Annotated in this window: 7 protein-coding genes; all 7 read left to right on the top strand. The window is 35.4% G+C overall.

Annotated elements, in window-relative coordinates; translation table 11 throughout:
* Nucleotides 1-11: 11 nt before the first annotated feature.
* The 7 genes from rplA to IM755_RS00350 all read left to right on the top strand — a co-directional run bounded on the left by rplA (nt 12) and on the right by IM755_RS00350 (nt 17,262).
* Entirely contained in the window at nt 12-701 is a 690-nt protein-coding gene (rplA, locus tag IM755_RS00380) for a 50S ribosomal protein L1 (protein WP_194093113.1), read from the top strand.
* A 22-nt stretch (nt 702-723) separates the two neighbouring features.
* A complete protein-coding gene (gene rplJ, locus IM755_RS00375) occupies nt 724-1,221 on the top strand; it encodes a 50S ribosomal protein L10 (RefSeq protein ID WP_194093112.1) in 498 nt (165 codons plus the stop codon).
* Between the two features lie 55 nt (nt 1,222-1,276).
* Complete coding sequence (rplL, locus tag IM755_RS00370) at nt 1,277-1,648, top strand: 50S ribosomal protein L7/L12 (protein WP_026724869.1); 372 nt, start codon at nt 1,277-1,279, stop codon at nt 1,646-1,648.
* Between the two features lie 245 nt (nt 1,649-1,893).
* A complete protein-coding gene (gene rpoB / locus IM755_RS00365) occupies nt 1,894-5,706 on the top strand; it encodes a DNA-directed RNA polymerase subunit beta (RefSeq protein WP_194093111.1) in 3,813 nt (1,270 codons plus the stop codon).
* A 270-nt stretch (nt 5,707-5,976) separates the two neighbouring features.
* Nucleotides 5,977-10,284 (top strand): DNA-directed RNA polymerase subunit beta', encoded by a 4,308-nt coding sequence (rpoC, locus tag IM755_RS00360; RefSeq protein ID WP_194093110.1) that lies wholly within the window; start codon nt 5,977-5,979, stop codon nt 10,282-10,284.
* A 105-nt stretch (nt 10,285-10,389) separates the two neighbouring features.
* Nucleotides 10,390-10,698, top strand: coding sequence for a DUF3467 domain-containing protein (locus tag IM755_RS00355; RefSeq protein ID WP_194093109.1), 309 nt, complete (start codon nt 10,390-10,392; stop codon nt 10,696-10,698).
* A 165-nt stretch (nt 10,699-10,863) separates the two neighbouring features.
* Nucleotides 10,864-17,262: an Ig-like domain-containing protein gene (locus tag IM755_RS00350; protein WP_194093108.1), complete on the top strand. Its 6,399-nt coding sequence runs from the start codon at nt 10,864-10,866 to the stop codon at nt 17,260-17,262.
* Nucleotides 17,263-17,272: the final 10 nt, after the last annotated feature.

Here is a 17,272-nt window from a genome sequence, read left to right as displayed (position 1 = left end):
GAAATTAGACAATGGCAAAATTGACAAAAAAGCAAAAAGAGGCTGCAGCAAAAATTGAGAAGAATAAACTTTATACTTTAAGAGATGCTTCTGCATTAATTAAAGAGGTTGCTTCTGCAAAATTTGATGAGTCTGTTGATATCGCAGTTAAGTTAGGTGTAGACCCTAGAAAAGCGAATCAAATGGTAAGAGGGGTTGTAACATTACCTCACGGAACAGGTAAAGATGTAAGAGTATTAGCATTAGTTACTCCAGATAAAGAAGCTGAAGCTAAAGCTGCTGGTGCAGACCACGTAGGTTTAGACGACTATTTACAAAAAATCAAAGATGGTTGGACTGACGTTGATGTTATCATCACTATGCCAGCTGTTATGGGTAAATTAGGTCCATTAGGACGTGTTTTAGGTCCAAGAGGTTTAATGCCAAACCCTAAAACTGGAACTGTAACTATGGATGTTGCTAAAGCTGTGCAAGAAGTGAAAGCTGGTAAAATTGACTTTAAAGTTGATAAAACTGGTATCGTTCACGCTGGAATAGGAAGAGTGTCTTTTGATGCTGATAAAATCTATGACAATGCACACGAAATCGTTCAAACATTAATCAAATTAAAACCAACTGCAGCTAAAGGTACTTATATCAAATCTATTCATATATCAAGTACACAAAGTCCTGCTATTGCTTTAGATCCTAAAGCAGTATAATTGGTAGTTAAAAATTTTTAGTATGACTAGAGAAGAAAAATCAATCGCTATTGAAGATTTAACTGCACAGTTAGCGGATGTAAATGTTGTTTATTTAGCAGACATTTCAGGACTAGATGCAGATACTACTTCAAACTTAAGAAGAGCTTGTTTTAAAGCTGGTATTAAATTAGAAGTTGTTAAGAACACATTGTTAGAAAAAGCAATGGAAGCTTCTGATAACGACTATGGTGATTTAGCATCAGTTCTTAAAGGAAACACTTCTATGTTTATTGCTGATACCGCTAATGGACCAGCAAAAATTATTAAAGAATTCCGTAAGAAAGGTGAAAAACCAATCTTTAAAGGAGCTTACATTAACCAAGAAATTTTCATCGGTGACAATTTATTAGATAGCTTAGTAGCTATTAAATCTAAAGAAGAAGTTATCGCAGAAATTATTGGATTATTACAATCACCTGCTCAAAGAGTTATTGCAGCTCTTCAAAATCAACCTAACAAGGAAGAAGGAGCAGAATAATACGTACGCACTTAATAAATTATATTTTTACAAAACATTTTAAAAGATAGAAAAAATGGCAGATTTGAAACAATTCGCAGAACAATTAGTTAACTTAACTGTTAAAGAAGTTAACGAATTAGCAACAATATTAAAAGATGAGTATGGTATCGAGCCTGCTGCTGCAGCTGTAGTAGTTGCTGCAGGTGGAGGAGATGCTGGTGCTGCTGCTGAGCAAACTGAATTTACAGTAGTATTAAAAGACGCTGGTGCTTCTAAATTAGGAGTTGTTAAAGCGGTTAAAGAATTAACTGGTTTAGGTCTTAAAGAAGCTAAAGATTTAGTTGATGCTGCTCCAACAAACGTTAAAGAAGGAGTTTCTAAAGATGAGGCTGAAGGTCTTAAGAAAGCTTTAGAAGAAGCAGGAGCTGTAGTTGAGTTAAAATAATTTATACTCATAAATAAGCTAGGTTTAGGTCTTGAGAGTGCTCTCAAAGACCTAAACCATTTTGCGTATATTAAATTATTGTATTTTTTATGCGTTTTAATGTAACCAATAACGAAGAAAAAAAATAGACAAACTTTCCTGGTTTATTTTTAAAGATGTATCGGTTGCTAAATAAAAAAGGAAGTATTAAAAAGCAGTGTTTTACACAAAAAATTACTTTTTTTAAATCAAAATTTTGTCCATTGATGATAACAAATCAGACTGAAAGATTAAATTTTGCTTCGACAAAAAACATTCCACAATATCCAGATTTTCTAGATATTCAAGTGAAATCGTTTAAAGATTTCTTCCAATTGGAAACAAAATCTGACGAAAGAGGCAACGAAGGACTGTATAATACCTTCATGGAAAACTTTCCAATTACTGATACGAGAAACCAATTCGTATTAGAGTTTCTAGATTATTTTATTGATCCACCAAGATATACTATTGAAGAGTGTATTGATAGAGGTTTAACTTATAGTGTGCCTCTTAAAGCTAGATTAAAATTATATTGTACTGACCCTGAACACGAAGATTTTGAAACAATCGTTCAAGATGTGTATTTAGGAACAATACCATATATGACACCTAGCGGTACATTCGTTATCAATGGTGCTGAGCGTGTAGTTGTATCGCAGTTACACAGATCTCCAGGTGTATTCTTTGGACAGTCTTTCCATGCAAATGGAACTAAATTATATTCTGCCAGAATTATTCCTTTTAAAGGTTCTTGGATTGAATTCGCTACCGATATCAATAACGTAATGTATGCGTATATCGATAGAAAGAAAAAATTACCTGTAACTACTTTATTCAGAGCAATCGGATTTGAAAGAGATAAAGATATCTTAGAAATTTTCGACTTAGCTGAAGAAATTAAAGTATCTAAAACAGGTATCAAGAAATATGCAGGAAGAAGACTTGCTGCACGTGTATTAAATACATGGCATGAAGACTTCGTGGATGAAGATACTGGTGAAGTGGTTTCTATTGAGCGTAACGAAATTATCTTAGATCGTGATACAATTCTTGATAAAGATAATATCGAAGAAATAATTGAAGCAGACGTAAAAACTATCCTTTTACATAAAGAGGACAACAATGCGGCTGATTACACAATTATCCACAATACGTTACAAAAAGACCCAACAAACTCTGAAAAAGAGGCTGTTGAGCATATTTACAGACAATTACGTAACGCGGAACCGCCTGATGAGGAAACGGCTCGTGGTATTATAGATAAATTATTCTTCTCTGACCAACGTTATAACTTAGGTGAAGTAGGTCGTTACAGAATGAACAAAAAGTTAAATCTTGATATTCCTATGGAAAAACAAGTTTTAACTAAAGAAGATATTATTACAATCGTTAAATATTTGATCGAATTAATTAACTCTAAAGCAGAGATTGATGATATCGACCACTTATCAAACCGTCGTGTAAGAACTGTTGGTGAGCAATTATCAGCTCAGTTCGGAGTAGGTTTAGCTCGTATGGCTAGAACTATCCGTGAGAGAATGAATGTTCGTGATAACGAGGTGTTTACACCTATCGATTTGATTAATGCTAAAACATTATCATCGGTAATTAACTCATTCTTTGGAACAAACCAGTTATCTCAGTTCATGGACCAAACAAATCCATTAGCAGAGATTACACACAAACGTCGTTTATCTGCCCTTGGACCTGGAGGTTTATCTAGAGAAAGAGCTGGTTTCGAGGTTCGTGACGTTCACTATACACACTACGGAAGACTTTGTCCAATTGAAACTCCAGAGGGACCAAACATTGGTTTGATTTCATCTTTAGGGGTTTATGCAAAAGTTAACGGAATGGGATTCATCGAAACTCCTTACCGTAAAGTAACTAACGGACAAGTTGATTTAGTTTCTGAACCTATCTACTTAAGCGCTGAGGAAGAAGAAGGTAAAATGATTGCGCAAGCAAACATTGAAATGGATGCTAACGGAAAAATTACAGCTGATAAAGTTATTGCTCGTGAGGAAGGTGACTTCCCAGTAGTAGAACCAACAGTTGTTCATTATACAGACGTTGCTCCAAATCAAATTGCTTCGATTTCAGCTTCATTGATTCCTTTCTTAGAGCATGATGATGCGAACCGTGCTTTGATGGGATCTAACATGATGCGTCAGGCCGTTCCATTATTACGTCCTGAAGCTCCAATCGTTGGTACTGGTTTAGAAAGACAAGTTGCTTCTGATTCAAGAGTATTAATCAACGCTGAAGGTAGCGGAACTGTAGAGTATGTTGATGCTAACATGATTACCATCAAATATGACAGAACTGAAGAAGAGCGTATGGTAAGCTTTGATACAGATGAGAAAACATATCAGTTAATCAAATATAGAAAAACCAACCAAAGTACTTGTATCAACTTAAAACCAATCGTAAGAAAAGGAGATAGAGTTGTTAAAGGTCAAGTATTATGTGAAGGTTATGCTACTCAAAACGGAGAATTAGCAATCGGAAGAAACTTAAAAGTGGCGTTCATGCCATGGAAAGGATACAACTTCGAGGATGCAATCGTAATTTCTGAAAAAGTAGTACGTGATGATATTTTTACATCATTACATATTGATGATTATACATTAGAAGTTCGTGATACTAAGTTAGGTAACGAAGAATTAACGAATGATATTCCAAACGTTTCTGAAGAAGCTACTAAAGATTTAGATGAAAACGGTATGATTAGAATTGGTGCAGAGGTGAAACCTGGCGATATTCTAATCGGAAAAATTACACCAAAAGGAGAATCAGATCCTACTCCAGAAGAAAAACTTTTAAGAGCTATCTTCGGGGATAAAGCAGGTGATGTAAAAGATGCTTCATTAAAAGCGTCTCCATCTTTACACGGTGTAGTTTTAGATAAAAAATTATTTGCGAAAGCAGTAAAAGATAAGAGAAAACGTTCTAAAGATAAAGAAGACGTTGATAAATTAGAAACGGAATTCGAAGTTAAGTACAACGATTTGAAAGACAAATTAATTGAAAAATTATTTGTTATCATCGATGGTAAAACTTCTCAAGGTGTAATGAACGATTTAGGTGAAGAAGTATTACCAAAAGGTAAAAAATTCACTAAAAAGATGTTACAAGGTGTAGAAGATTTTGCTCACTTAACTAAAGGTCAGTGGACAACAGATGAGCATACTAATGCAATGGTGAACGACTTAATTCACAACTACAAAATCAAATTAAACGATTTACAAGGTTGGTTAAGAAGAGAGAAATTTACTATTACTGTTGGAGATGAATTACCTTCTGGAATTTTAAAACTTGCTAAAGTTTACATCGCTAAGAAACGTAAATTAAAAGTAGGGGATAAAATGGCAGGACGTCACGGTAACAAAGGTATTGTTGCTAAAATCGTTCGTCATGAAGATATGCCATTCTTAGAAGACGGAACTCCTGTAGATATCGTATTGAATCCACTTGGGGTACCATCTCGTATGAACATCGGTCAGATTTATGAAACGGTATTAGGATGGGCTGGTCAAAAATTAGGTAAGAAGTTTGCTACTCCAATTTTTGATGGTGCTACTTTAGATCAAATTAATGCCTTAACAGACGAAGCAGGTATTCCAAGATTCGGTCATACGTATTTATATGACGGAGGAACTGGAGAGCGTTTCCACCAACCAGCAACAGTAGGAGTTATCTACATGTTGAAATTAGGTCACATGGTAGACGATAAAATGCACGCTCGTTCTATTGGTCCTTACTCTTTAATTACGCAACAACCATTAGGAGGTAAAGCTCAATTCGGAGGTCAGCGTTTTGGAGAGATGGAGGTTTGGGCTCTTGAAGCATATGGTGCATCAAGTACGCTAAGAGAAATCTTAACTGTTAAATCAGATGACGTTATTGGTAGAGCTAAAACTTACGAAGCAATCGTAAAAGGAGAAACTATGCCAGAACCAGGATTACCTGAATCGTTCAATGTATTAATGCATGAATTAAAAGGTCTTGGATTAGACATCAGATTAGAAGAATAATTATAGTAAACAGTTACAGTCGCAGTATGCAGTTCAATCTGAAAACTGCGACTGAAAACTGAATACTTTTTCAAAATAAAGTTTTTAAAGATTTATACCCGTAAACCGTTCCGATTTTTTATGCGATGCTAAATTGTATAACTAGCACTTCAAGGTGAAAGAGACTTGAGGTTTTGAGAAGTAATTCGAGGTAGTAGCTGAATGATTTAGTCTTTTTTCAAGCCGAAAATCATAAATCTAAATTTTAATAATAAATCAATAGTAAAAACTATGATGAATAATAGAAATAATAAAGATAAAAACCAAATCAAAAGGTTTAACAAAATCACGATAGGGTTAGCTTCTCCAGAATCTATTTTAGGAGAATCTAGAGGTGAGGTTTTAAAACCAGAAACTATCAACTATCGTACACACAAACCAGAAAGAGATGGTCTTTTCTGTGAGCGTATTTTCGGACCTGTTAAAGACTACGAATGTGCTTGTGGAAAATATAAAAGAATTCGCTACAAAGGAATCGTTTGTGACCGATGTGGTGTTGAAGTAACAGAGAAAAAAGTACGTAGAGATAGAGTTGGACACATCAATCTTGTTGTGCCTATCGCTCATATCTGGTATTTCCGTTCGTTACCAAACAAAATTGGTTATATTTTAGGTTTACCATCTAAGAAATTAGATATGATTATTTACTACGAAAGATACGTAGTAATTCAAGCAGGTATTGCTAAAAATGCTGATGGCGAATCATTACAAAGATTAGATTTCCTTACGGAAGAAGAGTATTTAAATATCTTAGATACACTTCCAATGGAAAATCAATATTTAGATGATAACGATCCTAATAAATTCATTGCTAAAATGGGTGCTGAATGTATTATGGATTTATTAGCTCGTACTGACTTAGATGAACTTTCTTATAGTTTACGTCACGCTGCTAACAACGAAACATCTAAACAACGTAAAACAGAAGCACTAAAACGTTTAAATGTTGTAGAATCATTCCGTGAGTCTAACTTGAATAGAGAAAACCGTCCAGAATGGATGATTTTGAAAGTAATTCCAGTTATTCCACCAGAATTACGTCCGTTAGTGCCACTTGATGGAGGTCGTTTCGCAACTTCAGATTTAAATGATTTATACAGAAGAGTTATCATCCGTAACAACCGTTTAAAAAGATTAATGGAAATTAAAGCTCCAGAAGTAATCTTAAGAAACGAAAAACGTATGTTACAAGAATCTGTAGATTCATTATTTGATAATACACGTAAAGCTTCTGCTGTTAAAACAGAATCAAACAGACCATTAAAATCGTTATCAGACTCATTAAAAGGTAAACAAGGACGTTTCCGTCAAAACTTATTAGGTAAACGTGTAGATTATTCTGCTCGTTCGGTAATTGTTGTTGGACCTGAAATGAAATTATTCGAGTGTGGTTTGCCAAAAGATATGGCTGCTGAACTATACAAACCATTCGTTATTCGTAAGTTAATCGAAAGAGGAATTGTTAAAACAGTTAAGTCGGCTAAGAAAATTATTGACAAAAAAGAGCCAGTAGTATGGGATATTTTAGAGAATGTAATTAAAGGACATCCTGTATTATTAAACCGTGCTCCTACGCTTCACCGTTTAGGTATTCAAGCATTCCAACCTAAGTTAATTGAAGGAAAAGCAATCCAGTTACACCCATTAGTATGTACGGCATTTAACGCCGATTTCGATGGTGACCAGATGGCGGTTCACTTACCATTAGGACCAGAAGCTATTTTAGAAGCACAATTATTAATGTTGGCTTCTCATAATATCTTGAATCCTGCTAACGGTGCTCCAATTACAGTACCTTCTCAGGACATGGTACTTGGTCTTTATTATATGACCAAAGAGCGTTTGTCTACTCCAGAAATGAAAATTTTAGGAGAAGGTTTAACTTTCTATTCTGCTGAAGAGGTAAATATCGCTTTAAATGAAGGAAGATTAGAGTTAAATGCTAGAGTGAAAATTAGAGCAAAAGACTTTAATGAAGAAGGTGAATTAGTAACAAAAATTATTCAAACTACAGCTGGAAGAGTATTATTTAATGAAGTAGTACCTGAAGCTGCAGGATATATCAATGAGGTATTGACTAAGAAATCACTTCGTGATATTATTGGTAAAATCTTAGCCGTGACTGACGTTCCTACAACTGCAGCTTTCTTGGATAACATGAAAGATATGGGGTATAAGTTCGCATTCCGTGGAGGATTATCTTTCTCATTAGGTGATATTAGAATTCCAGAACAAAAAACGCAGTTAATCGCTGATGCTCGTGAGCAAGTTGATGGAATTTCGATGAATTATAGTATGGGTCTTATTACCAATAACGAACGTTACAACCAAGTTATTGATATCTGGACTTCTGCTAATGCACAATTAACAGAATTAGCAATGAAAAATATCCGTGAAGACCAACAAGGTTTCAACTCGGTATATATGATGCTTGACTCTGGGGCGAGGGGTTCTAAAGAACAGATTCGTCAGTTAACTGGTATGCGTGGTTTGATGGCTAAGCCTAAAAAATCAACTGCTGGTGGTGGTGAAATTATTGAAAACCCAATTCTTTCTAACTTTAAGGAAGGTCTTTCGATTCTTGAGTACTTTATTTCTACTCACGGTGCGCGTAAAGGTCTTGCGGATACGGCTCTTAAAACTGCCGATGCTGGTTACTTAACTCGTAGATTACATGATGTATCTCAAGATGTTATTGTAAACTCTGTAGACTGTGGTACTTTAAGAGGTATTGAAGTTTCTGCTTTAAAGAAAAATGAAGAGATTGTTGAAACATTAGGTGAAAGAATCTTAGGACGTGTTGCGTTACAAGATGTAATTAATCCTCTTGATTCTGAAATCTTAGTTCATGCAGGTGAGCAAATTACTGAAGCTATCGTTAAGAAAATTGAAGCATCTCCAGTAGAAAGAGTAGAAGTTCGTTCTCCATTAACATGTGAAGCTACAAAAGGTATTTGTGCGAAATGTTACGGAAGAAACTTAGCTACAGGAAAAATGACTCAGAAAGGTGAAGCAGTTGGTGTTATTGCAGCGCAATCAATTGGTGAGCCTGGTACACAGTTAACACTTCGTACGTTCCACGTTGGAGGGGTTGCTGGAGGTATCTCTGAAGAATCTAGTATTGTAACTCGTTTTGCTGGTAGATTAGAAATTGAAGATTTAAAAACAGTTAAAGGAGAAGATGCTGAAGGAAATACTGTTGATATCGTAATTTCTCGTTCTACTGAGTTAAAATTAGTAGATGCTAAAACAGGAATTTTATTAAATACACACTATATTCCTTACGGTTCAAGTATTTTTGTTAAAGACGGAGACGTTGTTGAAAAAGGTACTACAATCTGTAAATGGGATCCATATAATGGAGTTATTGTTTCTGAATTTACAGGAAAAATTGCTTATGAAGATTTAGAACAAGGACAATCGTTCTTAGTTGAAATCGATGAGCAAACAGGTTTCCAAGAAAAAGTAATTTCTGAGGGTAGAAATAAAAAATTAGTTCCTACTTTATTGATTTATGGTAAAGATGGTGAATTGATTCGTTCTTACAACTTACCAGTAGGGGCTCACCTTATGGTAGATGACGGTGAAAAAATTAAAGCTGGTAAGATTTTAGTTAAAATTCCTCGTCGTTCTTCAAAAGCGGGAGATATTACAGGAGGTTTACCAAGAATTACCGAGTTATTAGAAGCTCGTAATCCTTCAAACCCTGCAGTAGTTTCTGAAATTGATGGAGTTGTAACATTCGGAAAAATTAAGAGAGGTAACCGCGAAATCGCTATCGAATCTAAATTTGGTGAAGTGAAGAAATACTTAGTAAAACTTTCGAACCAAATCTTAGTTCAAGAGAACGACTACGTTAAAGCGGGAACTCCACTTTCTGACGGAGCAATTACACCAGAAGATATTTTAAGAATTCAAGGACCATCTGCTGTTCAACAGTATTTAGTAAATGAAATTCAAGAGGTATACCGTTTACAAGGGGTAAAAATCAACGACAAACACTTTGAGGTGGTTATCCGTCAGATGATGCGTAAAGTAAGAATTGTTGATCCAGGAGATACTTTATTCTTAGAAGATCAATTAGCTCATACTAGCGATTTCCTTGTTGAAAACGACAAATTATACGGAATGAAAGTAGTGGAAGAAGCAGGAGACTCTGAGAATTTAAAACCAGGTCAAATTATTTCTCCACGTCAGTTAAGAGATGAAAATTCGTTATTAAAACGTAATGATAAAAACTTAGTAGTAGCTCGTGATGTTATTACAGCAACTGCAACTCCAGTACTTCAAGGTATTACGAGAGCATCGTTACAAACGAAATCATTCATTTCTGCTGCATCGTTCCAGGAAACAACTAAAGTATTAAACGAAGCTGCAGTTGCAGGTAAAGTAGATACTTTAGAAGGATTAAAAGAAAATGTTATTGTAGGTCACAGAATCCCAGCTGGTACAGGTATGAGAGACTACGACAATACAATAGTAGGTTCTAAAGAAGAATACAATGAGTTAATGGCTGCTAAAGAAGAGTTTAACTATTAATTAGTTCCATTATTCCAATATAAAGCCTAACAGATTTACTGTTAGGCTTTTTTTTTACCTAAATTATACTTATTCTTGTATAACAAAATAGCAATATTAAATATCATGGAAAATAATAACCAACAAGGGCAAATCAACATCGAGTTAGACGAACAGACTGCAGATGGAATCTATTCTAATTTAGCGATTATCAATCATTCTAATTCAGAATTTGTAGTAGATTTTGTAACGATAATGCCTGGAGTGCCTAAAGCGAAAGTAAAATCAAGAATAATTTTAACCCCTCAACACGCAAAACGTTTATTAAAAGCGTTAGGTGAAAACATTCATCGATTTGAAAGCGCTCATGGAAAAATTGAAGAAACGGAACAACCTCCAATTCCTTTAAATTTTGGTCCAACTGGACAAGCTTAATATGATATCCTCAACATATGTTGGGGATATGTTTTTTATGCATTTCATCGACTAATTACGTATTTCATCGTTCATTTCTTCAAGTAATTGTTTTTTTTTGGAAATTGTGTAGCTTTTTGTAAAATTCATGTTTTACATTAAGAAACTAATCAACAAAATTATTTTATGAAACACAATTACGATTCCGTTGACATGCTAAATGAAACATGTTCAACAAATTCTTCAAAGCAAAAAGAAGCATCGTACACGGTTAAAGAAAGCAAATGGCTTTCATTTGTTCCTGTATTCTTGATGTTGTTTTCTTTTGTTTTTGTACAAGGACAAACAGTAACAAATTATGTCTTTAGTACATCAACAACGGGTTCATTAGTTCTTGATGCTAATGGAAATACTGTTGATATGTCAACAGGTACAACTTTATTGCATGGTTCAGGTGTTGATGATGCAGCATCTGCAGTTAATCCGATAGGTTTTAACTTTTATGGTATGGGTGTATTGCAAACTAATTTCTCAGCGAACTCGAATGGAGCTATGACTTTAGGGAATGTTGCAATCGGTACATCTGGTACTACTAATGCTGGTTCGGCTACAACAATGTTTATTGCGCCTTTTGGTGGTGATCAAGCTACTAGTGCAACTGGTAAAGTGCATTATAAGGTAGTTGGTTCTGCTCCAAACAGAACTCTTGTTGTAGAATGGTTAAATATGGAGATGGATTGGGGTTCTTCCACTGCGAATGGAACTTACCAAGCTAGAATTTATGAAACTTCGGGGGTTGTTGAATTTGTTTATGGAGCAATGGCTGTTGCTGATACTTTTACTACTGGTCCAATAATTGGTTTTTCAGGCGGAGCAGTAGCAGGTAAAATTGCATCTATAACTTCTTCAACAAATGCGCTCACAACTAATGGTACTGCTTTTGTAAACAATACTTACACAGTAGCTGCAATTGCAAATTTAGATTCAAGTGCAAATGGTTCAAGAAGAACTTACGTATTTACACCATCTACATTGCCAGTTTCAGCTCCTACTACACTAACATTTTCGGGAATTACTTCAGCGGGAACTACTGTAAATTGGGTTGATAATTCTACAAATGAAGTCGGGTTTTTAGTAACAAGAGCTTCGGATGCAACTTTTACTACAAATGTTGTTACAACAATTGTGGCATCAACTTCAACTGCAGCGACAGGAGGTGCATATAATTCTATTCAAACTGGTTTGTTATCTAGTACATTATATTATTACAAGGTTCAAGCAATAACAGAGGCTGTTTTTTCATCTGAAATATCCGGCTCTCAGGTAACAAACGCTCCTGGAATTTTTATTTCGGTTGCTAATGGTAACTGGACAAATCCTGCAACATGGGATGCAAATGCTGTTCCTACAGGAGCAGATAGTGCAATTGTGGCGGCACATACTGTGACAATTGATGCGGCAAGTTTATCAATTAATAACTTAACGGTTCAAGGGTCTTTAGAGTTTGGTGTAACACCAACTACTTTTAATGTGAATGGTAATTTAACTGTTGAAGCGGGAGGAGAGTTTCTTGTATTTAACGGTACAACTGGTAAAGCTATAGTTGTTTCCGGAAATATAGTGAATGATGGAAATATCGATTTGTCAATTGGTGCAACAACTGCAGGAAGTTTGACATTAAATGGAACTACAGTTCAATCAATTACTGGTTCTGGAACGTTTGCTAACAATAAAATTAGAAATTTAATTTTTAGTAATACATCAACTGCAATTCCAAATATTAACTGGGGATTTGATGATATTAGTGTTGAATATAATTTAACAATATCAAATGCTAAGATTGATTTAGGGGGTAATAAAATTAATTATGGTGTTAGTGCAACTTCAACTGGTAATACATTTGCATTTACAAATGGAGGTTTTTTAAACGGAACTTTTTCTAGATGGTGGACTTCAGGAGGAACGGGTTATACTACTTCTGGTCCAACAACAATTCCAGCTGGAGCTGCTGGTAGATATCCTTTTTACTCACCTACTGGTGAGCAAAGAATTTTTTATCTTGGAAGAACAACTCCAACCGTTGGAGGAAAATATGCAGTAACATATAATAATGCTACAACTAGTACTACAGGTTTAAATATTACAGATGGTGCTGCAACTATAACTAATAGATGGGATGGAAATTTTGTGGTTACATTGGATGGAACAACTCCAGCTGCAACTTCTAACTGGGTAACAATGTTTACGCCAGGTGCCTTTTTTACTACGGCAACTGGGGCAAGAGTTTTAGGGCAAAATGTAGCTTTATCAGGAACTCATGTTAATACTTCTAGTGCTCCATATGGTCAAAGAAGTGGAATTACAACTGCTGATTTAACATCTGCTACTGGATTGTATCTTGGAGTTAATGCTGCTGATGTACCTGTTGTTTCAATTGCATCAGGCGATTGGAATTCAACAAGTACTTGGAATGGAGGAGTGGTTCCTACATGTGCTGATGTAGCTGTAATTGCTAATGGACATACGGTTACTTCTTCAACTTCTGGTAATTTAGCAAAAGGTGTTACTATTGCAACAGGAGGAACTTTAGTTGTTTCTGCTGGTGATTTAACAGTGGGTTGTACATTAAATAATAATACTTTAACTAATAATGGTACTTTGACTGTTTCAGGTGGACTTTTAGCAGTTAATGGTAATATGGTTCATAATGCAGCTTCGATTTTCAATCAGAGTGGAGGTGATATTCTAGTTGACGGGAATGATGGTGGTAATGCAGCAAATTCTGTACCTGCATCTACAGCTATTGTTCAATTGAATTCTCAATTTATTAACTGGACAGGCGGTGTTCTTACTATTTTAGATCCACATGCTAATACTTCAGCATCTAATACAATTGCTTACAATAATAGTACAGCACATGTGAATGTTCCAAATACACATACACTTAAATTAGGTGATGGTGTTTCAACTGATGCAGGTGGTAATGCTACTAATGGATTTAGATTAAATACATGGGCAGGTTCTAATAGAATCTTATTCGGTAATTTAGAAGTGAATACTTTAGGTGGAACTAATAGAATTGTAACTACAACTTATTCCTTAGGTTTTAGTGGAAATGTACTTATTCAACCAAGTTCTGAAATTTTATTTGGTACTTCTTATGTTGCTGGTAATATTACTAATAATGGAATTTTTACTTCTACAACAGAATTAGGTTTAGCAAGTTATGCTAATGGAACTGTTGCTGCAACTACAAACGCACAAACTATTGGAGGTGCAGGAGTTTATAGAAACTTAGCTGCTGCTCCAACGGCAAACTTAACTTCATTAACGGTTAATAATACTAATGCTACAGGTGTAACGTTAAGTGTGCCTTTATCTGTTAGTGGTACATTAACAATGACTTCTGGTATTATTAATACTACAAACACAAATTTATTATCATTAGGAACTGCAGCGGCAGCAGGAACTTTAGCAGGTGCGCCAAGTGCAACTAACATGGTTAGAGGTCCTTTCGCTAGAACTATTGCTAATGCTAATGCAAATACAAATTATTTATTATTTCCTGTTGGTAAAGTAGCTTACGCTCCAGTTTGGGCAGCTCCAGCTACTACTGCTGTAACTGTAATGAAAGCTGAAACTTTTGATACGAATACAGGTACACAAAGTGCTGCAATTACAAACATGGCAACTAATAGAAGATGGGAATTACCATTAATATCTGGAACAATTAATGATATTAATGTAAGAGTAGGTGATGCTGGAATTTTAACAACAAGCATTCCAGTTCAAGCACCTTCAGCTAGTGGTTTATATACAAGTACTTTTGGTTCTGTTGCTACTGCAGTTGCAGGAGTTTCAACTCAATCAACTACACCAGTATTGAGCGCAAGTTATACAGGTTTTTTAAGTTATGCAGATTCTAATGCTTGTGTTGGAACACCAACTCCTGGTAATACAATTGCTTCAACTAATGCTATTTGTTCAGGAACTTCTGTAACTTTAAGTTTGCAAAATTTAACAACGGGTTCAGGGGTTACATATCAATGGTTCTCATCACCTGATGGAATAACTTATTCTCCTATAGCTTCTGCTACGAATCCTACTTATTCTACGGTACCAACTGCTGCAACTTACTTCAGATGTGAAGTAACTTGTGCTACGGGTCCTTCAACAGCTGTATCAACTCCAGTACAAATAACTTTTGCAAATGAAGTAACTGCAACGGTACCTGGTGCAAGATGTGGAACCGGAACTGTTGATTTAAGTGCAACACCGAGTGCTGGTGCAACTATTAATTGGTTCGCAGCTGCAACAGGTGGTACTTCATTAGCTTCAGGTAATTTATTTACGACTCCTTCAATTAGTGCTACCACTACTTATTATGCTGCTGCAACAACTGCTGCTCCAGGTTTTATTACTGTTGGAACAGGTGGTACTTTAACTGGAGCTACTGCTCAGCCAACGGCATTTTGCAACAGATGGCCAAACTATTGGAGTCAAACAATTTATACGGCAGCAGAATTAACCGCAGCCGGATTAAGTGCTGGTAATATTACTTCAATGGCATATAACATTTCTTCTCTAGGAGATGCTGCAACAAATGCTAATTTTACTGTAAGTATTGGAACAACTGCTGGTAGTAATTTTGCAAATACAACTTTCTTAGCAACTACTGGATTTACAACTGTTTATGGTCCTTCAACTTATACTCATACTGCAAGTGGATGGCAAACAATTACATTTGCGACTCCTTATGTTTGGGATGGAGTGTCTAATATTGTTGTAAACGTAACACATGACGGTGCTGATGCAATAAATAATTCACAAACTTATTATACTGCTACTGCAGATAATAAAGTTTTATGGGTAAATAGTTATACAGGTACTACAACAACAGGTACTTTATCTGTAAATAGACTTAATGTAATATTTGGAGGACCTGCTGCTTGTACTTCTGGAAGAGTTCCAGTAGTAGCTACTGTTTCTTCTCCTCCTGCTTTAACTTTAAGTGGTGTTTCCACTACAATTTGTTCTGGTGTTACATCAGGTACAGTTACTTTAACTGCGGGTTCTGGTGATTATGATACTTTTGCTTGGAGTCCAGCAACAGGAGTTAGTGGTGATGCTGTAACGGGATGGACATTTAATCCAACTGTTTCAACTGTTTATACTTTAACGGCTAGTCAAACTTCAGGAGCTCTTTGTGCTGCAACTGCTACTTACACAGTTAACGTTAATCCAATTCCGAGTGCTATTAGCTTTACTCCTGTAAGTCCTGTTTCGGCTTGTGAAAACACTGCGATTGCAATTACAGCTACTGGAGGTAATTTTAATTCAAACTTATTTACAGAAACAATGAATGCTCTACCAGCTAATTTTTCTGTAGTCAATACTGCTGGTACTGGTTCTGCAACTCTTAATACTACTTACTATAGTGAAGGTACAGGTTCAGTTTTATTTTCTACTGCCTCTACTAGTGCAAATGTAAGTTATCAATTAAATTCTAATATTGATTTAACTGGATCTGCTTCAGCTTCAATTGTATTCTCTCATATTGCAGCTATGGAAAGTCCAACAACATCATATGATTTTGGTATAATAGAGTATTCTACAGACGGTGGTTCTACATGGAATTTAATACCGGTTGCAAATTATTCAGGTTCAGCTAATGCTGCTGTATTTAATACGAATATTCGTTTTTCAACTAGAAGTTATGCAGATTGGATTAGTACTTTCACAGGATCTGGTTCAACTCCAGGAACTGGTCCTGCAACGTCTCTATGGAAAACAGAAACTATTAACGTGCCAGCTGCTGCCTTGACAAGTAATCAATTCAGAATTAGATTTAGATATACTACTGATACATCTACTAACTATTATGGTTGGTTAATTGATAACGTAAGAATTATTAAATCAGCAAACAATATTACTTGGACTCCTGTTACCGATTTATATACTGATGCTGCGGCTACAACTCCTTATATTGCTGGAAGTAGTGCTGCAACTGTATATGTGAAATCATCAACAGTAGGTAGTCAAACTTATACTGCTACTTCTACAAATGCTGCTACAGGATGTTTTAATAGTAATACCGTAAACGTTACCGTAAATGCATTACCAAATGCTACAGTTTCTCGTGTAGATGATACATTAACAGCTGCTGAAGCTGGTGCAACTTACCAATGGTACACTTGTAGTGCTGGTCCAGTTTACACTATAATTCCAGGTGAAACTTCACAATCATATACAGCAACTGCAATTGGTAGTTATGCTGTGGATGTAACTAAAAACGGTTGTACTACAAGAAGTACATGTTTTGATGTTACTACTTTAGGAACTTCTTCTTTTGATGTGAATGCTTTAACAGTTTATCCTAATCCAGTTGTAGACATTTTATCAATTAGATATAATGAAGAAATTACTGCTATTAACGTTTATGACTTAAGTGGAAGATTGGTGAAACAAATTACGCCAAATCAAACTGAAGTTGAGGTGAACATGTCTGAATTAGCTGCTGCAATGTATATTGTAAAAGTAAACGCAGGTGGAAACCAAACTGAAATCAAAGTAATTAAAAAATAAAGTTAAGTTT

The sequence above is a fragment of the Flavobacterium proteolyticum genome, from assembly GCF_015223105.1.
In the GTDB taxonomy this organism is placed as follows: domain Bacteria; phylum Bacteroidota; class Bacteroidia; order Flavobacteriales; family Flavobacteriaceae; genus Flavobacterium; species Flavobacterium proteolyticum.
The sequence above is the reverse complement of the archived record's forward strand: the minus strand, read 5'-3'. Positions and strand labels throughout refer to the sequence as shown.

What these genes read in the sequence shown, in the direction of transcription:
- rplA (WP_194093113.1), top strand. Translation starts at nt 12, where the DNA reads ATGGCAAAATTGACAAAAAAGCAAAAAGAGGCTGCAGCAAAAATTGAG.
- rplJ (WP_194093112.1), top strand. Translation starts at nt 724, where the DNA reads ATGACTAGAGAAGAAAAATCAATCGCTATTGAAGATTTAACTGCACAG.
- rplL (WP_026724869.1), top strand. Translation starts at nt 1,277, where the DNA reads ATGGCAGATTTGAAACAATTCGCAGAACAATTAGTTAACTTAACTGTT.
- rpoB (WP_194093111.1), top strand. Translation starts at nt 1,894, where the DNA reads ATGATAACAAATCAGACTGAAAGATTAAATTTTGCTTCGACAAAAAAC.
- rpoC (WP_194093110.1), top strand. Translation starts at nt 5,977, where the DNA reads ATGATGAATAATAGAAATAATAAAGATAAAAACCAAATCAAAAGGTTT.
- IM755_RS00355 (WP_194093109.1), top strand. Translation starts at nt 10,390, where the DNA reads ATGGAAAATAATAACCAACAAGGGCAAATCAACATCGAGTTAGACGAA.
- IM755_RS00350 (WP_194093108.1), top strand. Translation starts at nt 10,864, where the DNA reads ATGAAACACAATTACGATTCCGTTGACATGCTAAATGAAACATGTTCA.